This is a genomic window from Streptomyces sp. SID4985 (assembly GCF_009863025.1).
Taxonomy (GTDB): Bacteria; Actinomycetota; Actinomycetes; order Streptomycetales; family Streptomycetaceae; genus Streptomyces.
Map to the genome: position 1 here is coordinate 15,229 of NZ_WWIR01000645.1, position 19,027 is coordinate 34,255.

Below are 19,027 nucleotides of genomic sequence, written 5' to 3' on the forward strand. Positions count from 1 at the left end.
TGGCCGGTGAGGCCGCCGCGGCCGCTTCACTTCGATGGATGCTGGGAAGGATGTGCCGTGATCCGTCCGGAGGTTGCCGATTTCGCCGCCCTGGGCAAACTCCCGTCCGAGGACGGCGTGCCCGATGAGGCTCTTGAGGAGGCGGTCGAACGCGCGGGAGCTCTTCTGGGTCTCATTGAGCGACCTGTGACCGATGAGGAGGCTCGTGTCCTGGCGGACTGCTTCGGCGATGACGAATGCTTCGGCGTGGCCTGGGTCCTGCTGCATCTCATCGAGACGGCTCCTCGCGCGCGTGAGGACCCGCCTGAAGCCGCTCGACGATGGCACCGTGGTCTGACGAGCCAGTAGCGCGCCAGGCGGGACTTTGCGGACACGGCCTAAGGTCCTGTCCGGCGGATCATGGCGTCGTAGGCCCCAGGACATGCACAGCACCCTGACGGAGCACGCCCGGTGTCTCTACGGAGACGAGTACCGACCTGCGCCGGAGTGCGACCAGGAGCACCGGGAGCACTACTTCGTTGAGGAACTGGCCTTCGCGGACGCGGATGAGATCCTCGCCGTGCTGCGTGAGCTCAGTGGCTGTTGTCGTTCCGATCTTGAGTGGTGTTGGTCGAAGGGGAGTCTCGATCGGGTGAGTGCGACCGCTTCCCCGCAGGTCTCGGCGACGGCCGCCAGGCCCCGCAGGTTTCGGCTCCGGGGCCCCTGTGGACGCGGCCCTCGGTCAGCCTCCATGGGCCGCCTTTCCGACCTGTGCCGGCCGCATCAAAGTAACTTTCCGTAGTAGTTTGACTTCGCAGTGTTGCGGTGGATCTCCTCGAGCACAGGGCGCGTCGTGGTCTGCCAGGCGAAGGGGACACGGGATGGGCAGCGAAGTTGCGGTGAAGCGTGCCATGAGCGCGCGGGAGTTTCTGGCCACGCCCCAAGGGGCGGTACTGCGCCGGCAGGCATCGGGGAGGTTCCTGGGTCAGATCGGCACGGTGCTGGACCTGGTCGACCTGGTCCGCTCCATCGCCGGTGGCGGCCCGGGGATGGACCTCGAGGACATCCTCAACAACCACCAGGAGCTGCTGGAGCAGATCCTCAAGCAGCAGGGCGACATCTTCGAGGGCATCGGCGGCATCAACGACGGCCTCCAAGGGATCGGCGGTGACATCGACCAGATCAAGGATCTGATCGGGCAGATCGCCGACGGCAACGACGAAGCCAAGATGATGCTGCAGTCGATCTTGGCGCAGCAGCAGAAGATGGCCCGGGAGATCAACCAGAAGCTCGTTGCGATCTCCAACCAGGTCACCGGCCTGTGGTCCGACATGAACTCCTGGTTCACGGTGACGCTCGGCGCACTCGTCGGTTTGGCCGACACCGTGGCCGAGATCCAGCAGCAGCTGGCCGTCATCGAAGAGCTGCTGCGTGAGGTCCTCGCGGAGCTGGCCGAACTTCATGACCGCGTGGACTGGAACTCCGTCATCAGCATGTTCGCCGACCACGAGCACCGCGTCGGCTACTGCGTCGAGTCGATGATGGACATCACCGTCCTGCCGGCCGACCCTTCGGCGGAGTCCGACGGCCCGCTCCTTCAGGTCGACACCGGGGAGCTGGCCACCTGGGCCGCCTCCGTCACCGACGAGGTCAACGGCCTGGCCTACTCCCTGTACTGCCTGCACCGCGTCATCGTCGGCGACACGCTGCTGGGCAAGCCGCTGATGGAGGTCTTCTGCCGCCTGATGAAGCACAAGACGGACCTCGGCTACGCGGAGGCGGCCCGCTACTTCCTCAAGCTCGCCTCCGTCCAGGCCCGGGGCTTCGCCGCACTCACCAAGGCCCGCCAGGCCGCCAACCTGCCCGACGTTGACTACGCGGATGTCCTGGAGGAGCGGCTCATCGCCCAGACGTACACGGTCAACGAAGCCCTGGAGACGCACTACGGAGTCACCCAGTGGAACGACGCCGTGGACAGGGAGGGCTGGCTCAGAACAAGGGGCGGTTACGGGACGGCGTACACCGGGGACAGGCCGCCGAAGTACTTCACCGTGCCGAACAGTCGCTCGCTGCTCACTGCCATGGTCTTCCCTCTCTCCGCGTCGCAGCCGGTCCGGGCGCACACCGAGTTCCACGTCGGCCTCTCCGTGCCCGGCACCCGCCAGGTGGACCCCACCTCGATGACTGTCCTGACGAACTTTCACGACTCGAAGCCGTACGTGATCAACGACTTCTTGCCAAAGAAGGTCATCCCGGACCCGGTCACCAACAAGAGCCACCACACCGTCAGCTACTACCCGCAGAGTTTCGTCTTCGACCCCAAGTACGTCATGGTCGGGGTGAAGTTGTCCTGCCCGGACGGCGCGCTGTTGTGCGAGCCACTGGTCGCCGAGTACGACGAGGAAAGCGGCACCACTTCTTGGACCGGTTCAGCTGCGGCTGGGGGCCTGTGGAAGGCCACCCTCGACGAGACCTGCCTCCCCACCACCCTGGACCTCGGCGTTCCCGGCGAACAGGCGTCCTGGCAGACCGAATTGTGGCGCTCCTTCCCGCCCGTCGGCTACACCGACCCCGCACCCGTGGCCGTCAACGGTTTCCGCTTCTCGCTCCACCTCTTCGAAGGCACGATGTGGATCCGCCCCGGCCTCCTCGACCCCACCTGGGAACAGCGCACCATGCTCCCGCCCCCGCCCCCGTCCACTTACATCCGCTACGAGCCCATCACTTCCTTCTCCTGACCGGCCCGAGACTGCCAGCCCTGAACCCGGAGAGGGGAGACGCAGCCGTCAAGCACGGAAAGGCAACAGCCACTCAGTCCGCACGTGGTTGACGGCCAGTTGCCGGTCTGGGTTCGAAATCTGGCCTATCGGCTGGTGTTGTTGCAGCGGCCGGACGAGCCGGCGCTGATGCGGGAGGCCGCCGAGAACCTCTGGCTACGGTGACAGTGCCGGGCTGATCAGGGCAGCGACCAGGTGTCCGAACCGTCGGCACCCGCCCTCATCCCACCGGCCCAAGCCCCATCTCCCCGCAGGCATCCCGCAGCACGTCCAGCCCGAACGCCTCCACCGGACCCACCACCCCCGCGGCCCGACCGGCCCCCGAGGCAAGCCGCACTGCCGCCCAGGCCATCAGCTCGCCCGTGAGGCTGTACGCGCTCGGGCCTTCGAGGTGGACTTCCGCGAGCGGGGGTGCGCCAGGGGCGCCTGTCGACGCGACGGCGACTACATACGAGCGGGTGCGGGCGCGTTCCGTGGTGTCGGGGCCGCCGGGGGGTCCGAAGGTGAGGGGGAGGGTGAGGAGGTCGGTCAGGGGGCGGCCGCCGGGGAGGCGGACCAGGGTGTTCACGGCGGCCGAGATCAGGGAGAGGGGGCGGCTGAGGGCGGGGAACCAGCCGTTGTACACGGTGATGTCGGTCAGGGCGGGGAAGTCGTCCGGGAGGAAGAGGACTTCCGTGCCGGAGACGAGGAAGGCGGACTTTCGGCGGCCTTGGACGGCGAACTCGCGGACTCGGGACGCGGTGCGTTCCTCCGTCGGCCGGTGTTCGTGCCACGTCGGGGACGGGAGGGTCAGGCCGTCGCGCATGGTCGTACGGGTGCCGTGGCTGATGCCGCGCCAGAGGGGACCGGTGGCGAAGTAGCCGATGTCCAGGGTGCGTACGGCGTCACCGGCCTGGCGGGCGGCGAGGGTTCCGGCGAGCATGCCGGGGACGTAGTCGTAGCCGAAGGCCGGGAGCATCACCGCGCCGGTCTCGCGGGCTCGTCGGCCGTACCGGTCGCGCACGGTACGGACGAAGCCGACCTCGCCCGTGGAGTCGATGTAGTGGGCGCCGGTCTCCGCCGCGGCCTCGGCGACGGCGTGGCCCAGGCGTTCGAAGGGGCCCACGGTGGTGACCAGTACGTCTCCCCGGCCCAGGTGTCGTCTCAGGTCCCCGGAGTTCGTGGCGTCCACCACCACGTGGTCGAGACCGCCGTTCCGCGAGGCGAGTTCGGTCAGCGCGGCGGCGTTGCGGCCCGCCAGGGTCGGCCGGACCCCGCGGCGCAGCAGGGCGTCCAGGACCAGGCCGCCGGTGTAACCGGTGGCGCCCAGCAGGAGGATGCGGCTGTTCATCGGTGTGTGCTCCTCGGTCGGGGAATCGGGTCGGCTCAGCGCTCGCCCAGGTCCGTCACCAGCCGCCTGGCCAGCCGCTCGGAGGACATCGGGTTCTGGCCCGTGTACAGGTTGCGGTCCACCACCACGAACGGGAGCAGCGGCAGGCGGGCCTTGACGTAGTCCGCGCCCTCCCCGCGCAGGCGGTCCTCCAGCAGCCAGGGCGCCTTGCGGCCGAAGCTGTTGAGCTTCTCCTCGGTGTTGGACAGGCCCGTCATCCGGTATCCGGCGAACGGCCACGAGCCGTCGGTGTTCCGGGCGGCCAGGGTGGCGGCCGGGGCGTGGCACAGCAGGGCCAGCGGCTTGCCGGAGTGCAGGACGCGGGTGAGGAGGGCGCCCGAGACCTCGTCGTACGCCAGGTCCTCCATCGGGCCGTGTCCGCCGGGGTAGAAGACCACGTCGTACGCGGCCGGGTCGATCTCGTCCAGCGGGCGCGGGCTGTCCAGTTGGGCCCGGATCGAGTCCAGGTAGTGGCCGACCTCGCGCAGCTTGCCGGGGAGGCCCGCGGTGCGGGACATGCTCAGCCGGTCGAGCGTCGGGGGCTTGCCGCCCGGGGTGGCGAGCGTGATCTCCCATCCGGCCTCGCTGAAGATCTTGTGGGGCATCGCCAGTTCCTCGCCCCAGTAGCCCGAGGGGTGCTCGGTGCCGTCGCTCAGCGTCCAGCGGTCGGCCGCGGAGACGACGAAGAGGACTCTGGTCATGGCTGTTGCTCCCTCTGTGGTGACGGCCTACGGCGATCTGTGGCGCGCGCCGGTATGACGGGTTCCCCGGGCGACGGATACCCCGCACGCAACACCGTACGCCACTTCTGGCACAGTGTGCCAAGTTCGGCACTGATAGCCTCACGGTATGAGGGAGACCACGACCGCGCCCGGTCTGCGCCTGAGGACCCGTCGGCTCGTCACGGAAGCGCTGGCCGACACGGCGCTCGAGCTGTTCGACGCCTCCGGGTTCGACCAGGTGACCGTCGCCGACATCGTGAAGGCGGCGGGGATCTCCCAGCGCAGCTTCTTCCGGTACTTCAGCAACAAGGAGGACGTCGTTTTCGGCGACCGCATCCCCAGCGCCGAGGACGTACGCGAGGAGCTGTGCCGGCACCTCGACGGGCGGTCGGCCTGGGACGCCCTGCGGGCCACCTTCGTCGTCGCGGCCGAGCAGATGGACGGCGACGCGGGGCGCTGGAAGCGGGCGACCCGCGTCATCTGTCAGACGCCCGCGCTGCGCGCCCGGTACCTGGAGAAGCATCTGGCCTGGACCGGGGCCCTCGTACCCGAGATCGCCACCCGGACGGACACCGGCGGTCCCGTCGCCGAGCTGAAGGCGCAGACCATGGTCAACACCGCCCTGGCCTGCTTCGACGTCGCCCTCGAACGCTGGGCCGTGGACGGTGCGGACCGGATCGGTGAAGACCAGGGCGGTGAGGGCCGGGGCGGTGAGGACCGGTCCCTGGCCGTCCTCGTCGGTGAGGTGTTCGGGTTCGTGCGCTTCCCGCACGGGCCGTCCGGCGCCTGAGCGGGGCGGGGCCGGTCACGCCCCGCGAGGGGGGCGGTGAAGCGGTTGCGCCCCATCGCGGGCGCGCCAAACATGGACACGGGGATCTCCGCCGCGCACGTGTGGACGATCTCCGCCTCGGGGCAGCCGTCACCACCCGCGGCCGGACGGGCCGCGTGCCGCGACACGCGACGTGACACTCGTGTGCCCATCCCAAGGAGTGGCCATGACCGACATCCCGCCGCCCATCACCCCGTACCTCGAACCCCCCGCGAAGGCGCTGGCCGAGGCGACCGACCCGCACCCCCGGATCTACGAGGTCCCGCCGGAGCAGGGCCGGGCCATCCTCGCCGATCTGCAGAGCGACATGAGCGTGCCGCGCCCCGAGGTCGACGAGGAGTGGGTCGACGTCGACGCCGGTGAGTGGGGGACCGTCCGCACCCGCATCATCAGGCCCAAGGGCGTGACCGGCCCGCTGCCGGTGCTGTTCTACATCCACGGCGCCGGGTGGGTCTTCGGCGACGACAAGACCCACGACCGCCTCTTCCGCGAACTCACCGTCGGCGCGGGCGCGGCGGGTGTCTTCCCGGTCTACGACCGCGCGCCCGAGGCGAAGTACCCCACCCAGGTGGAGCAGAACTACGCCGTGGGCCAGTGGGTCCTGGAGCACGGCGCGGAGCACGGCCTCGACACCTCGCGCATCGCCGTCACCGGCGAGTCGGTCGGCGGCGACATGTCGGCGGTGTTCGCGCTGATGAACAAGGACCGCGGCGGGATCGACCTCAAGGCCCAGTGCCTGCTGTACCCGGTGACCGACGCGAACTTCGACACGCCGTCGTACCACCAGTTCGCCGAGGGCTACTACCTCACCCGCGACGCCATGAAGTGGTTCTGGGACGCCTACACCACCGACCCCGCCCAGCGCGCCGAGATCTACGCCTCCCCGCTCCGGGCCTCCCTGGAGGAGCTCCAGGGGCTGCCGCCCACCCTGGTCATCACCGACGAGGCGGACGTGCTGCGCGACGAGGGCGAGAAGTACGCCAACAAGCTCCGCGAGGCGGGCAACGACGTGACCTCGGTCCGGGTGGCCGGGATGGTCCACGACTTCCTGCTCCTGGACAGCCTGCGCGACACCAGGGCGGCCAACATCGCCCGCAAGATCGCCATCGACTTCCTGGGGAACGCGCTGCACGAGGAGGACTGAGCCGGGCGGCAACGCGATGTGTTGACGGTGCTTACATTGGTGGCTACGCTGATGTAATCACCGTCAACATGCGAGCCAGGAGCGGCGCCATGCCCTCGTACCAGCAGGAATCCCAGCAGGAAACCGTCGAGGCCGACCTCGGCGGCCGTACGGTCACCGTCCCCAAGGGCGGCCTGTACGACCGCTACCGGATGGACACCGACCTCGACGAGGTCGCCCGCGACCCCCGCGTCAGCGGCGTCGACTTCTTCCGGAAGCTGCCCAAGACCAGGGTCGACTCGCCCATCGGCGAGACCCTCACCCCGAATTTCTACTACCGCATCTCCACCGCCCGGCTCACGATGCTCGCGCCCACCCGCGCCATCCGCTCCCGGCTGCCCCGCGAGCTGGCCCCGCTGGAGGTCGCGCCCGGACTCGGCCTGGTCTCGGCGATGTTCTTCCGGTACGACGTGTGCGACATCGACTTCTACACGGAGGCCGCCGTCGGCATCGCCGTGAAGCCCGCCCGGCACGGAAAGCTCGGCTTCTTCGACCTCGTCGCCGCCCTCAAGAACGAGCACCTCGACTCGTACGTGCTCTCCCTGCCGGTGAGCACGGAGATCGCCCAGGTGCGCGGCCATGACGGCTACGGCTTCCCCAAGTGGGTGACCGGACTCGACGTCGACATCGACGCGCACCGCACGACCGCGCGGGTCGCCAACGACGCGGGCGGAACCGACCTCGCGCTCTCGGCGCCCACCCCGGTCCAGAGCGTCTACCCGAGCGGCAAGCGGGTCAGCTCCCTGACCTCGTACACGTCGATCGACGGTGCGTGGCACTCGACCCTCAGCCAGACCAACGTGCTCTCGGCGGGCACCGCGCTCGTCCCGCGTGACCTCCAACTCACGGTGGGGGAGGGGCGGATGGCCGACGACCTGCGCTCGCTCAAGCCGATGCGGACGGTCCAGTTCGACGTCGTGACCGAGGGGCAGCTCGCCCTGCACCTGCCGGTCCCGACCTCGGTCCGCAGCCGGTAGTGAGGAGTCCAGTCATGTCCACCGCCCACGCCAACACCCCAGTCTTCCACGCCCAGTTGCCCGCGTCCCTGACCCCGGCGCGGATCGAGCGGCTCGCCGCACGCGTCACCGCCGAGCCCGACGCCGTACGCGTGACCACCACCGCCCCCTACACCGGCGCACCCCTGGCCGACCTCCCGGTCTCCACCCCCGCCGACGTCGAGGACGCCTTCGCACGCGCCCGTATAGCCCAACAGGCCTGGGCCGCAACCCCGTTGAGTCGCCGCAAGCAGATCCTCCTCCGCTTCCACGACCTCGTCCTCGCCCGCCAGGAAGAGGCGCTGGACCTCATGCAGGCCGAGAACGGCAAGACCCGACGGGACGCGTTCCTCGAAGTCGTGGACATCGCCATCGTGTCCCGTTACTACGCCCGCAACGGCGCCCGGTATCTGGCGCCCAAGCGCCGCCGGGGCGCGATCCCGCTGCTCACCCACACGACCGAACTGCGCCATCCCAAGGGCGTCGTGGCGGTCGTCTCGCCCTGGAACTACCCGCTGAGCATGGCCGCGAGTGACGCGATCGCGGCGCTCATGGCGGGCAACGCCGTCGTCCAGAAGCCCGACACCCAGACCGCGCTCACCGCGCTGTGGTCGCTGGAGCTGATGCGGGAGGCCGGACTGCCGTCCGGTGTCTGGCAGATGGTGATCGGGCGGGGCAGCTCCATCGGCGGCGCGCTGATGGCGGGCGCCGACTACATGATGTTCACCGGCTCCACCGCCAGCGGCCGCAAGATCGCGCGGGACGCGGGGGAGCGGCTCATCGGCGCCTCCCTCGAACTCGGCGGCAAGAACGCGATGTTGGTCCTGGACGACGCCGACATCGAGAAGGCCGCCGACGGCGCGGTCGCCGCGTGCTTCCCCTCCGCCGGTCAACTCTGCGTCTCCATCGAGCGCTTGTACGTGGCCGAGTCGGTCCACGACGAGTTCGTGGCCGCGTTCGTCGCGCGCGCCAAGAACCTCAAGGTGGGTGCCGCGTACGACTTCAGTGCCGATGTCGGCAGCCTCACCACCGCAGCCCAGCTGAAGACCGTCACCGATCATGTCGACGACGCCGTGGCCAAGGGAGCGAGGGTCCTCGCGGGCGGGAAGGCGCGCCCCGATCTCGGGCCGCTGTTCTACGAGCCGACCATCCTCGCCGACGTCACCCCCGACATGACGCTGTGCGAGCACGAGACCTTCGGGCCCGTCGTATCGATCTACCCCGTCCGCGACGACAGCGAGGCCGTCGCGCGTGCCAACGCCACGCCGTACGGCCTCAACGCCAGCGTCTGGTCCCGCAGTGCCTCGCGGGGCCGCGCCGTGGCCGCCCGGCTGCACGCGGGCACCGTCAACGTCAACGAGGCGTTCGCCGCCGCGTGGGGCAGCGTCGACGCGCCGATGGGCGGCATGGGCGACTCCGGTCTCGGCCGCCGCCACGGTGCCGAGGGAATCCTCAAGTACACCGAGGCGCAGACCGTCGCCCACCAGCGCGTCCAGGGGTTCACCCCGCCGTCGGGCATCGCGCCCGAGACGTGGGCCGCGCTGCTGACCGGGGCGCTGAAGGTGCTGAAGGCGATCGGCTCACGTTGACCCCAACGACGAGGCGGCGCGGCTCTGTTGGAGCCGCGCCGCCTTGTTCGTACGGGGTCCGCGCTACGCGGCGCGCCGCACCGTCTCAAGCCAGGAGCGGTAACGGCGCAGCGCCCGCCGCTGCTTGCGCCGCTCCGCGAGGAGGGCGACCGCCGGGTGCGTGCCGGGCGTCGGACGGCTGCCCCGGGCGATCCGGCGCATCTGGTGGCGGACCTGGGCCATGCCCGCCGCCGAGGCGAGCGCCTTGTCGGACCAGGTCACCGGCCGGAGCTGCCGCTCTGCCTCACGGCCGGTGCGCCAGCGCTTCGGCAGGTCGGGCGTGACGGCGAGGGCGGTACCCATGCCGATGACGGCCACGCCACTGGCGAGAACCCGCTCGGCGGTCTCGCGCCGGGTGATGCCACCGGTGAGCATCAGCGGCAACGGGCTGCTCCTGACCAGGTCCTTCGCCAGGTCGAGGAAGTACGCCTCGCGGGCCTGGGTGCGCGCGTCGGCCGGGCGGCCGGACATCGCCGGGCTCTCGTAGCTGCCGCCGGACAGCTCGACCAGGTCGACGCCGAGCGGGGCGAGCATCCCGATCACCTGGCGTGCGTCGTCGGCGTCGAAGCCGCCGCGCTGGAAGTCGGCGGAGTTGAGCTTGACCGCGACCGCGAAGGACGGCGAGACGGCGGCCCGTACGGCGCGGACGATGTCCAGCAGCATCCGGGCCCGGTTCTCCAGCGAGCCGCCCCACTGGTCGGTGCGCTTGTTGACCAGGGGCGAGAGGAACTGCGAGAGCAGATAGCCGTGTGCGGCGTGGATCTCGACGCCGTCGAAGCCCGCCTGCTCGGCGCGCTGGGCGGTCACCGCGTACCGCGTCACGGTCTCGCCGATCTGCTCGGCCGTCATGGCGACCGGGCGGCCGAAGCGGCCGCTGTGCTTGCCGAGGTCGACACCGACGGCGGACGGGCCCCATACGACGCCGGGCATGTCGGAGCCGATCTGGCGCCCGGGGTGGTTGATCTGCATCCAGATCCTCCCGCCGCCCGCCTGGCCGGCCCTGGCCCACTCGGCGAACGGCTCCAGTGGCGCGGCCTCGTCGAGCACGACACCGGCGGGCCCGGTCAGCGCCTCGGCGTGGACCATGACGTTGCCGGTGATGAGCAGTCCGGCACCGCCCTCGGCCCAGCGCCGGTACAGCCCGAACAGCTCGTGGCCCGGCAATTGGCCGTCGACGGCCATGTTCTCCTCCATGGCCGCCTTGGCGATCCGGTTGCGCAGTACCTGCCCGGAGCGCAGGGACAACGGCGAGAACAGTTCGCTGGTCATCCTGCTTTCCCCTCTCGATCTACATCGCTTACAATGTGTGCAGCGTTCACATTAAGTCAGAGATGTAAGCGCCGTAAACTTCAAGGAGTGTGACCTGTGCCGCAAGCGAGTGGCTCGTACCATCACGGCGATCTGCGCGCCGCCTGTCTGCGTGCCGCGCTGGGGCTGCTGGAGGAGGACGGCAGCGCCGGTCTGTCCCTGCGGGCGGTGGCGCGACGGGCGGGCGTCTCGGCGACGGCCCCCTACCGCCACTACGCGGACCGCGACGCGCTGGTCTCCGCCGTCGCCGCCGAGGGCTATCGCGAACTCGCCGGGAAGCTGGCGGCCGCGCATCCCGCGCCCACGACGGCGGACGAACTCGCGGCCGTCGCCGTGGCGTACGTGCGTTTCGCGCTCGACCGGCCCGCGATGTTCCGGGTGATGTTCGCGGAGCCGTGCGACCCGAGCAGTGAGGAGCGGGTCGCGGCGACCGCCGCCATCTCGGAGTACGTCCACGGCATCGTGCGCGGCGCCTTCCCGGGTGCCGCCGACCCGGAGGCGCTCGCGACCACGGTGTGGGCCCTCGTCCACGGGCTGGCCTTCCTGTATCTGGACGGCAAGCTCGACTCCTCGACCCCCGAGGTGGTGGAGGCTCAGGTCCGTGGAGCCGTCCGGGCGCTGTTCGCCGCGTCGGCGGCGATGGCGCGGTAGGGATGGCCGAGGGTGCGGAAGTCGCCCCATGTTGACAGTGCATACACTCGCGACCTAATGTATGTGCTGTAAACATTGAGCTTCCGGGTATGTGCCGATGCGCGCACGGAAGCCCTCAGCATCAGGGACGGAGCATCATGAAGGCAGTGTCGATCAAGGAGCCTGGCGGCCCCGAGGTCCTGGAGTGGACCGACGTGGAGGAGCCGACGCCCGGCGCCGGAGAGGTCGTCGTCGATGTCGCCGCCAGCGCCCTGAACCGGGCGGACGTGATGCAGCGCTGGGGTCTCTACCCCGTCCCGCCGGGCACGTCGCCCTACCCCGGACTCGAGGTCTCGGGCCGCATCAGCGCCCTCGGTGACGGCGTGACCGGCTGGCAGGTGGGCGACGAGGTCTGCGCGCTGCTCACCGGAGGCGGCTACGCGCAGAAGGTCGCCGTACCGGCAGGGCAACTGCTCCCCGTGCCCGAGGGGATCGACCTGGTCGACGCGGCGGGGCTGCCCGAAGCGGTGGCGACCGTGTGGTCCAACATCGTCATGACCGCCGGGCTGAAGAAGGGCGAGACCTTCCTCATCCACGGCGGGGCCGGCGGCGTCGGCACCATGGCGATCCAGATCGCCAAGGCGCTCGGAGCCCGGGTCGTCACCACGGTCGGCAGCCCCGAGAAGGCCGAACGCGCACGGGAGTTGGGTGCCGACGTCACCATCGACCACCGCACCGAGGACTTCGTCGCACACGGCCCCTACGACGTCATCCTGGACGTGGTCGGCGGCAGCTACCTCGAACGCAACGTGCGCTCCCTCGCCCCCGACGGACGCCTGGTCGTCATCGGCCTCCAGGACGGTCTGGAGGCCAACCTCAACCTCGCCGAACTGGTCTTCAAGCGCGCGTCCGTGCACGGCACGACCCTGCGGACGCGGTCCAGGGAGCAGAAGGCCGCGATCGTCGCCGAGGTCCGGGACCAGGTCTGGCCGCTGATCGAGAGCGGCGCCGTGCAGCTCGTCGTCGACCGGCGCCTGCCCATGTCCCAGGCCGCCGAGGCGCACCGGCTCATGGAGGAGGGCGGCCACATCGGCAAGATCATCCTGGTGAACGAATAGGGGGTGTCACCCGAGGACGAGGGCGCCGGGTTCGTGGAACGCGACGGTGGAGGCCCGGAATCCGGACCTCCACCATGAGACGGGCGGGCGCTACTTCCGCAGCGCCGCCGGAACGTCCGCCGAGTCGCCGATGCCGACCAGGTACTGGGCGTACTCCTTCACTGTGTCCTTGGTGACGAGCTTGCCCTGGAGGGTCTCCGCGGCCGACACCTTCTTGCCGTCGAGGACCTCGCCGGTGAGGCTGACGACCTTCTGGCCGAGGGCGTACGGCGACTCCGCGTTGGTGGCGTACATCGTGCCGTCCTGGATCGCGGCGAGGGCGTCGGCGATGCCGTCGTTGCCGACCAGCTTGACCTTCCCGGCGAGGTGGCGGGACTTGAGGGCGGCCAGGGCGCCCATCGCCATCTCGTCGTTGGCGGCGTAGACGCCGTTGATGTCGGGGTGGGCCTGGAGGATGTTGGTCATGACGTCGAGCGCCTTGGCCCGGTCGAAGTCGGCGGCCTGCTTGGTGACGGTCTTGATCTTCGGGTACTTCGCGATCTGCTCCTCGAAGCCCTTGCTGCGGTCCTGGGCGACGTTGGTGCCGAGGAGACCCTGGATCTCGACGATCGTGCCCTTCTCCCCGAGGGACTTGGCGAGCGCGTCGGCGGCGTTGCGGCCCGCCTGGATCGCGTCGTAGCCGATGAAGGAGGCCAGTTCGCCGCCCTCGGGCTTGCGGTCGAAGGCCAGGACGGGGATGTTCGCGCCGTTGGCCTGCTTGACGGACGCCGTCGCGGAGGTGCTGCTGACCGGGTCGATGATCAGGGCGCCCACCTGCTTGGAGACGGCGGTGGTGGCCAGGTTGAGCGCGGTGGAGTCGGAGTTGTTGGCGTTCTGCACGCTGAGCTTCACCCCGGACTTGGCCGCCTGGGACTTGGCACCGTTCCCGACACTGACGAAGAACGGGTTGTTCAGGGTGCTCATGATCAGCGTGGCGGTCTTCTTGCCGGACGCCTTGCCGGAGGAGGCGGCGTCGGTGGTCGCGCCCCGGCTGCAGCCGGTCAGGGCGAGCGCGGTGACGGCGGTGAGCGTGGCGGCCGCTCTTACGGTACGGGTGACGGACATGGTGCGGCTCCTTCAGGGACGTTCAGGGGACGTTCAGCGGTGCTCGGGGATGCTCGGGGGTGATCGGAAGGTGCTCGGGGATGCTCAGGGGGTGTGGTGCGCGGTGGGGACGGGCGCGGGGACCGGGTCCGGTGACACCGGCTCTGAGGGCACGGCCGGCTTGCGCCAGGCGACCATCGCCCGGAGACCGTCCACGTTGCGGTCGAGGAAGACGGCCAGGAGGATGACCACGCCCTTGACCACGCTCTGCAGGAACGGCGAGACGTCGAGCAGGTTCATGCCGTTGTCGATGACGCCGAGGACCAGCGCGCCGATCAGGGTGCCGAGCAGCTTGCCCCGGCCACCGGCGAGGCTGGTGCCGCCGATGATGACGGCGGCGATCGACTCCAGCTCCAGACCGGTACCGGCGGTCGGCTCGGCGGTGGAGAGCCGGGCCGTGAGGATGAAGCCGCCGAGCGCCGCCAGGACCCCGCTGATCACGAAGGCGAGCACCTTGACCCGCTGGGTGCGGATGCCCGACAGGCGCGCGGCCTCCAGGTTGTCGCCGGTCGCGTAGACGAAGCGGCCGAAGCCGGTACGGGCGAGCAGCACCCCGAACACCGCGTACCCGGCCACCATCAGCCACACGGGGAGCGGGATGCCGGCGAGGTAGTCCTGTCCGATGCCCTGGAAGTCGTAGTCGTCGACGCCGACCGGGTTGCCGTCGGTCAGCTGGAGCGTCAGCCCGGACAGGATGGACATCATCGCCAGCGTGGCGATGAAGGACGGCATCCGGGTCCGGGTCACCAGCAGTCCGTTGACCAGACCGGCGGCCGCGCCGACGCCGATTCCGGCCGCCAGCGCGGGCAGCAGCCCGTGGTCGCGCAGGACGAGGGCGGTCACCACGGAGGAGAAGCCGAGGACGGCACCGACGGACAGGTCGATCTCCGCCAGGATGATGACGTACGTCTGGCCGATGGCCAGCAGCGCGACCACCGAGGTGGCGAGGCCGACGTTCAGCAGGTTCGTGCTGGTCAGGAACACCGGCGACGCGATGCTCAGGACCACGCCCACCAGCAACAGCATCCATACCGCGCGCAGTTGGCGGGCCACGGATTTCAGTACGGAGGTCATGCGGCACCCACCAATGCGTGTTCCAGGACGGACTGCTCGCTCAGGCGGTCGCCGGTCATCTCGGCCACCACCCGCCCCTGGCGCATGACGACCGCGCGGTCCGACATGGCGACGAGCTCGGGGAGGTCGGAACTCACCAGGACGACGGCCACGCCGTCCGCGGTGAGCTGGTTGATGATGCGGTAGATCTCGGTCTTGGCACCGACGTCCACCCCTCGGGTGGGCTCGTCCATGAGCAGGACCCGGGGGCCGGTCAGGACCCACTTGGCGAACAGCGCCTTCTGCTGGTTGCCGCCGGACAGCGAGGTCACCGCGGCCTCCGGGGAGGCGGTCCGTACGCGCAGCCGGGACATGACCTCACCGGCGGCCTCCCGTTCCTTGCCCCGGTGGACGAGGTCGGCGGGGCCGGTGTGCTTGCGCAGCGTGGCCAGGGAGACGTTGGCCTCCACCGACAGGTCGGGGCACAGGCCCTCCGCCTGCCGGTCGGGGGTGACGTAGGCGATGCGGGCCGCGATGGCGTCCCGGACGTGCCGCAGCCGTACCGGGCTGCCGTCGACCTCGACCGTGCCGGAGGTGAGCGGCTCCAGGCCGAACAGCGTGCGCAACAGACTGCTGCGGCCGCAGCCGACCACCCCGCCGATGCCCAGGACCTCCCCGGCGCGGACTTCGAGATCGACCCCCTGGAACGCGGCGCCCGAGCCGACGCCCCGCAGCCGCAGGACGGTCTCCTCCCCGGCGTTGCGCTCCTTCGGGTAGAAGTCGTCCACCGTGTTGCCGACCATGGCCGCGACGACCTGCGCCGGGCCGGTCTCCGCGATCGGTGAGTCCAGGGCGACCAGACCGTCCCGCAGGACGACGATGCGGTCGGCCAGCTCGAAGATCTCGTCCAGGCGGTGGCTGATGTAGACGATGGACACGCCCTCGTCCCTCAATCGCCGTACCTGCTCGAAGAGTTGCTCCGACTCACGCTCGTCGAGGGCCGCCGTCGGCTCGTCCAGGATGAGCAGCCGCAGTTCGTGGGAGGTGGCCTTGGCGATCTCCACCATCTGCTGCTCGGCGACACCCAGCGTGCCGACGGGCGCGAGCACGTCGATGCGGTCCATGCCGAGCGCGGCGAGGGTCGACCGCGCCTCCTCGGCCATCCGCTTCCGGGAGACCAGGAGCCGTCCGAAACGCCGCTCGCGGTCGAGGACGTGGATGTTCTCGGCGACGCTCAGATGCGGGAAGAGGTTCTGCCGGAACTCCTGGTAGATGACCTCGATGCCCCGGGCCATCGCCGCCTGCGGGTTCTTGAACGTCACCGGTTCGCCGTCGATGACGACCCGGCCGGAGTCCGGCTGGTGCGCGCCCGAGATGACCCGGGTGAGCGTGGACTTCCCGGCCCCGTTCTCCCCGGCCAGGGCCACCACCTCGCCCGGACCGACCTCGAAGGTGACACCACGCAGCACACTGTTCTCGCCGAAGGACTTGGTGACGTCCTCAAGTCGTAGCCTCATGCCTCGCTCCTCAGTACACGACGCCCGCCGTGAGCAGCACGTTCGCGTACGGGGTGAACTCCCCGGAGCGAACGGCGGCCCGTGCGGCGGCGGTCGCCTGCTTGAAGGTGGTGTGGGGTACGAAGCGCAGGGCCACGCCCTGTGCGGCCAGCCGCTTCTCTATCTCGGCGAGCATCTCGGGGCTCGCCTCCTTGATCTCCTCCGACAGCAGCACGTCCTCCACCGCGACCTCGGCCAGGACCACGTCCAGCAGCTCCAGGAAGCGCGGCAGGTTCTCGGCTATGGCCAGGTCCACCCGCTCCACACCGGGCGGGATCGGCAGGCCCGCGTCGGTGACGACGAGCTGATCGGTGTGGCCCAGCTCGGAGATGACCCGGGCCAGCTGCCCGTTGAGCGTTCCGTTGTTGCGCCTCACGAGGCGGCTCCTTCCAGGTCGGTCGCGGCGTCGGCGGAGGCCGGGCCGGGGGTGGGATCGGTGTCGGCGTCGGCGAGCAGGGCGTCGACCGCGGCCAGGTCGGGGAGCGAGGGGCTCGCTCCGGGACGGGTGGTGGCCAGGGCGCCGGCCGCCATGCCGCGTCGTACGGCGGTGTCGGTGTCCAGTCCCGCCGCGAGAGCCGCGCCGAACGCGCCGGTGAAGGCGTCCCCGGCCGCCGTGGTGTCGACGGGGGTGACCGGGAAGGCCGGGAAGTGCCGGACCGCCTCCGCGGTGACCGAGACCGCCCCGGCCCCGCCGAGCGTGATCAGCGCGTGCCGTACGCCCCGGTCGAGGAACCAGCGGGCCGCCCGCTCGGCGGACTCGGGCCCGTCCACGTCGACGCCGGTCAGCGCGGCCGCCTCGCTCTCGTTCGGGGTGACGACGTCCACGTACTGCCAGATGTCGTCCGGCAGCGACTGCGCGGGCGCCGGGTCGAGCACCACGGTGAACCCGGCCTCGGCACCCGCCCGCGCGGCATGCCGGGTGACCTCGGCCCGCACCTCCAGCTGAAGCAGCAGGACGCGGGTGCGGTCCCGGGTCGCGGCGATGCTCTCGTCCACCATCTCGGGCGTGAGGGAGGCGTTGGCCAGCGGCGTGATGACGATGTCGTTCTCACCGGAGGCGTCGACGCGGATGTGGGCGACACCGGTGCGCCCGGGGACCGTACGGACCTCGGAGGTCTCGACGCCGTGGGTGCGCAGGCCGTCCAGCGCGAGGTCCCGGAAGAGGTCCTCGCCGACGCAGCCGGCCATCCAGGTGGGCGCGCCCGCCCGGGCGGCGGCGACGGCCTGGTTGGCCCCCTTGCCGCCGAGGACGAGGGTGAAGTCGTCCCCCAGCACGGTTTCACCGGGGCGGGGCAGCCGCCCGGTGAACGCGGTGACGTCCGCGGTGATGCTGCCGACGACGAGAACACCGGTCCGGGTCATCGCGGTCTTCCTCCTGTTGGGGGCATGGGTGTTTTTGGCATGGCTGGGGGAGGGGCACGGCGCAAGTGGCGCTGCCCTGGGGGGTGTTGATGTTTCCGGCTACGGCGGGGGTGTGGCCCGGCGCCGGTGGCGGCTAACGCCTCGGCGGAGCCGTGGAGCCGCGCTGGACGAGCTTGGTGTCGAGCGTGATCCGACGGGAACCGCCGTCCCGGTCCTCGTCCTGGCCGAGCCGCTGGAGCAGCAGGCGCATGGCGAGCACGCCCTGCTCGACCATGGGGCGGTCGACGACGGTGAGGGGCGGGTTCAGCAGTGGGCCGGTGTCGAGGTCGTCGAAGCCGATGACGCTGATCTGGCCGGGGATGCCGACGCGCATGTCGTGCAGCGCCTTCAACGCCCCCAGGGTCATGAGGTTGTTGGCGGTGAACAGGGCCGTGGGCGGCTCGGCCGCGGAGAGCAGGCGCAGCGTGAGCTGGTAGCCGCTCTCCTCCCTGAAGTCACCGATCAGGTCGAACTCCGGCAGGAGTTCCACGCCCGCCTCGGCCAGCGCCTCCACGAACCCCTCGCGGCGGTGTCGTCCGGGCGTCGTCTCCTGCTGGCCGCTGATGGCGGCGATCCGGGTGTGTCCGAGCGCGAGCAGATGGGAGGCCGCCTGCCGGCCGCCCTCGTGGTTGTTCACCAGCACGGCGTCGAAGTGCTCGCCGCCCGCCAGATCACGGTCCACGAACACCAGCGGCACGCCCGCGTCCCGGACATGCAGCGGCGTCTCGTCCTGCTCGGTCGCGGGGGCCAGGATCACCCCGTCGACCTGGTGGATCATGTCGGAGAGCACGTCGTCCTCGCGCTCGCCGCTCTCGTCGCTGTTGGCGAGCAGGATGCGGTACCCGCGGTCGCGGGAGGCCGACTCCATGCCCTTCACGACGGCGGCGAAGTACGGGTTGTTGATGTCGGGAACGACGACACCGATCGTCCGCGTCCGCCCGGACTTCAGCGACTGCGCGACGGCGCTGGGCCGGTACCCCAGCGCGTCGATGGCCTCCTGGATCACCTCCGCGCTCCGCACGCGCTGTCCGCGCAAGTGCCGGGAGACGGTGGCCGCGGAGACCCCGGCGCGGGCAGCCACATCATGGATGGTGCTCACAGAGGATCTCCCGTTTCGTCGCTGAAACCGTTGTCAGAGAACGATTGCAGTCGGGCGGGGACGCGTCAATGAGCGGTGCGGGGATTTTTCAACCGGTGCCGTTCCGCCGGGTTTCGGTGGGTTGGTGGGGGGTGGTGCCACCGTGACGGCCGACCGTGGCGGGCCGCACGCTGGTAAAATGTCCGTACGCTTCGAAACACACAGGGCCCGTGCCGACCAAGGCGCGGGCCCTGTTCC

General features: G+C 70.4%; 17 protein-coding genes. 8 read left to right on the plus strand and 9 right to left on the minus strand.

What is annotated here, in order from left to right; genetic code table 11:
* Window positions 1–57 precede the first annotated feature (57 nt).
* Window positions 58–348, plus strand: coding sequence for a hypothetical protein (locus tag GTW40_RS32830; protein WP_202486510.1), 291 nt, complete (start codon window positions 58–60; stop codon window positions 346–348).
* 512 nt (window positions 349–860) lie between these two features.
* Entirely contained in the window at window positions 861–2,717 is a 1,857-nt protein-coding gene (locus tag GTW40_RS27870; RefSeq protein ID WP_161182900.1) for a hypothetical protein, read from the plus strand.
* A gap of 259 nt (window positions 2,718–2,976) precedes the next feature.
* Here the strand turns inward: GTW40_RS27870 and GTW40_RS27875 are convergent, their stop codons facing one another.
* Together GTW40_RS27875 and GTW40_RS27880 are read right to left on the minus strand one after the other, a co-directional pair.
* Window positions 2,977–4,086, minus strand: coding sequence for a saccharopine dehydrogenase NADP-binding domain-containing protein (locus tag GTW40_RS27875; RefSeq protein WP_161182901.1), 1,110 nt, complete (start codon window positions 4,084–4,086; stop codon window positions 2,977–2,979).
* A 35-nt stretch (window positions 4,087–4,121) separates the two neighbouring features.
* A complete protein-coding gene (locus GTW40_RS27880) occupies window positions 4,122–4,826 on the minus strand; it encodes a type 1 glutamine amidotransferase domain-containing protein (RefSeq protein ID WP_161182902.1) in 705 nt (234 codons plus the stop codon).
* A 148-nt stretch (window positions 4,827–4,974) separates the two neighbouring features.
* Between GTW40_RS27880 and GTW40_RS27885 the strand changes: the two genes are divergently transcribed.
* The 4 genes from GTW40_RS27885 to GTW40_RS27900 all read left to right on the plus strand — a co-directional run bounded on the left by GTW40_RS27885 (window position 4,975) and on the right by GTW40_RS27900 (window position 9,443).
* Window positions 4,975–5,637: a TetR family transcriptional regulator gene (locus GTW40_RS27885; RefSeq protein ID WP_202486511.1), complete on the plus strand. Its 663-nt coding sequence runs from the start codon at window positions 4,975–4,977 to the stop codon at window positions 5,635–5,637.
* Window positions 5,638–5,842: 205 nt separating this feature from the next.
* Window positions 5,843–6,820, plus strand: a complete 978-nt coding sequence (locus GTW40_RS27890; RefSeq protein ID WP_161182903.1) for an alpha/beta hydrolase — start codon at window positions 5,843–5,845, stop codon at window positions 6,818–6,820.
* Between the two features lie 89 nt (window positions 6,821–6,909).
* Entirely contained in the window at window positions 6,910–7,836 is a 927-nt protein-coding gene (locus GTW40_RS27895; protein ID WP_161182904.1) for an acetoacetate decarboxylase family protein, read from the plus strand.
* Between the two features lie 14 nt (window positions 7,837–7,850).
* Window positions 7,851–9,443 carry a succinic semialdehyde dehydrogenase gene (locus GTW40_RS27900; RefSeq protein WP_161182905.1) on the plus strand — a complete coding sequence of 531 codons (1,593 nt, stop codon included), beginning with the start codon at window positions 7,851–7,853 and terminating at the stop codon, window positions 9,441–9,443.
* A 63-nt stretch (window positions 9,444–9,506) separates the two neighbouring features.
* Here the strand turns inward: GTW40_RS27900 and GTW40_RS27905 are convergent, their stop codons facing one another.
* Window positions 9,507–10,751, minus strand: a complete 1,245-nt coding sequence (locus tag GTW40_RS27905) for an NADH:flavin oxidoreductase/NADH oxidase family protein (RefSeq protein WP_161182906.1) — start codon at window positions 10,749–10,751, stop codon at window positions 9,507–9,509.
* Between the two features lie 96 nt (window positions 10,752–10,847).
* Between GTW40_RS27905 and GTW40_RS27910 the strand changes: the two genes are divergently transcribed.
* Complete coding sequence (locus GTW40_RS27910) at window positions 10,848–11,441, plus strand: TetR/AcrR family transcriptional regulator (protein WP_161182907.1); 594 nt, start codon at window positions 10,848–10,850, stop codon at window positions 11,439–11,441.
* A 137-nt stretch (window positions 11,442–11,578) separates the two neighbouring features.
* The gene (locus GTW40_RS27915) at window positions 11,579–12,538 is read left to right on the plus strand and encodes an NAD(P)H-quinone oxidoreductase (RefSeq protein ID WP_161182908.1); all 960 of its coding nucleotides are present in this window, start codon (window positions 11,579–11,581) and stop codon (window positions 12,536–12,538) included.
* 90 nt (window positions 12,539–12,628) lie between these two features.
* Here GTW40_RS27915 and GTW40_RS27920 read toward each other — a convergent pair whose 3' ends face one another.
* The 6 genes from GTW40_RS27920 to GTW40_RS27945 all read right to left on the minus strand — a co-directional run bounded on the left by GTW40_RS27920 (window position 12,629) and on the right by GTW40_RS27945 (window position 18,790).
* Window positions 12,629–13,642 (minus strand): substrate-binding domain-containing protein, encoded by a 1,014-nt coding sequence (locus GTW40_RS27920; protein ID WP_161182909.1) that lies wholly within the window; start codon window positions 13,640–13,642, stop codon window positions 12,629–12,631.
* An 84-nt stretch (window positions 13,643–13,726) separates the two neighbouring features.
* Window positions 13,727–14,755 carry an ABC transporter permease gene (locus GTW40_RS27925; protein ID WP_161182910.1) on the minus strand — a complete coding sequence of 343 codons (1,029 nt, stop codon included), beginning with the start codon at window positions 14,753–14,755 and terminating at the stop codon, window positions 13,727–13,729.
* Window positions 14,752–16,251, minus strand: coding sequence for a sugar ABC transporter ATP-binding protein (locus GTW40_RS27930; RefSeq protein WP_161182911.1), 1,500 nt, complete (start codon window positions 16,249–16,251; stop codon window positions 14,752–14,754). Before GTW40_RS27930 ends, GTW40_RS27925 begins: the two co-directional genes overlap by 4 nt.
* Before the next feature lie 10 nt (window positions 16,252–16,261).
* Window positions 16,262–16,666 carry a D-ribose pyranase gene (gene rbsD / locus GTW40_RS27935; protein WP_161182912.1) on the minus strand — a complete coding sequence of 135 codons (405 nt, stop codon included), beginning with the start codon at window positions 16,664–16,666 and terminating at the stop codon, window positions 16,262–16,264.
* On the minus strand, window positions 16,663–17,652 hold the full coding sequence (rbsK, locus tag GTW40_RS27940; RefSeq protein WP_161182913.1) for a ribokinase: 990 nt from the start codon (window positions 17,650–17,652) through the stop codon (window positions 16,663–16,665). The genes rbsD and rbsK overlap by 4 nt, the downstream gene beginning before the upstream one ends.
* Window positions 17,653–17,785: 133 nt before the next feature.
* Window positions 17,786–18,790, minus strand: coding sequence for a LacI family DNA-binding transcriptional regulator (locus GTW40_RS27945; protein WP_161182914.1), 1,005 nt, complete (start codon window positions 18,788–18,790; stop codon window positions 17,786–17,788).
* Window positions 18,791–19,027 lie beyond the last annotated feature (237 nt).

What these genes read in the sequence shown, in the direction of transcription:
- GTW40_RS27870 (WP_161182900.1), top strand. Translation starts at nt 861, where the DNA reads ATGGGCAGCGAAGTTGCGGTGAAGCGTGCCATGAGCGCGCGGGAGTTT.
- GTW40_RS27875 (WP_161182901.1), bottom strand. Translation starts at nt 4,086, where the DNA reads ATGAACAGCCGCATCCTCCTGCTGGGCGCCACCGGTTACACCGGCGGC.
- GTW40_RS27880 (WP_161182902.1), bottom strand. Translation starts at nt 4,826, where the DNA reads ATGACCAGAGTCCTCTTCGTCGTCTCCGCGGCCGACCGCTGGACGCTG.
- GTW40_RS27885 (WP_202486511.1), top strand. Translation starts at nt 4,975, where the DNA reads ATGAGGGAGACCACGACCGCGCCCGGTCTGCGCCTGAGGACCCGTCGG.
- GTW40_RS27890 (WP_161182903.1), top strand. Translation starts at nt 5,843, where the DNA reads ATGACCGACATCCCGCCGCCCATCACCCCGTACCTCGAACCCCCCGCG.
- GTW40_RS27895 (WP_161182904.1), top strand. Translation starts at nt 6,910, where the DNA reads ATGCCCTCGTACCAGCAGGAATCCCAGCAGGAAACCGTCGAGGCCGAC.
- GTW40_RS27900 (WP_161182905.1), top strand. Translation starts at nt 7,851, where the DNA reads ATGTCCACCGCCCACGCCAACACCCCAGTCTTCCACGCCCAGTTGCCC.
- GTW40_RS27905 (WP_161182906.1), bottom strand. Translation starts at nt 10,751, where the DNA reads ATGACCAGCGAACTGTTCTCGCCGTTGTCCCTGCGCTCCGGGCAGGTA.
- GTW40_RS27915 (WP_161182908.1), top strand. Translation starts at nt 11,579, where the DNA reads ATGAAGGCAGTGTCGATCAAGGAGCCTGGCGGCCCCGAGGTCCTGGAG.
- GTW40_RS27920 (WP_161182909.1), bottom strand. Translation starts at nt 13,642, where the DNA reads ATGTCCGTCACCCGTACCGTAAGAGCGGCCGCCACGCTCACCGCCGTC.
- GTW40_RS27925 (WP_161182910.1), bottom strand. Translation starts at nt 14,755, where the DNA reads ATGACCTCCGTACTGAAATCCGTGGCCCGCCAACTGCGCGCGGTATGG.
- GTW40_RS27930 (WP_161182911.1), bottom strand. Translation starts at nt 16,251, where the DNA reads ATGAGGCTACGACTTGAGGACGTCACCAAGTCCTTCGGCGAGAACAGT.
- rbsK (WP_161182913.1), bottom strand. Translation starts at nt 17,652, where the DNA reads ATGACCCGGACCGGTGTTCTCGTCGTCGGCAGCATCACCGCGGACGTC.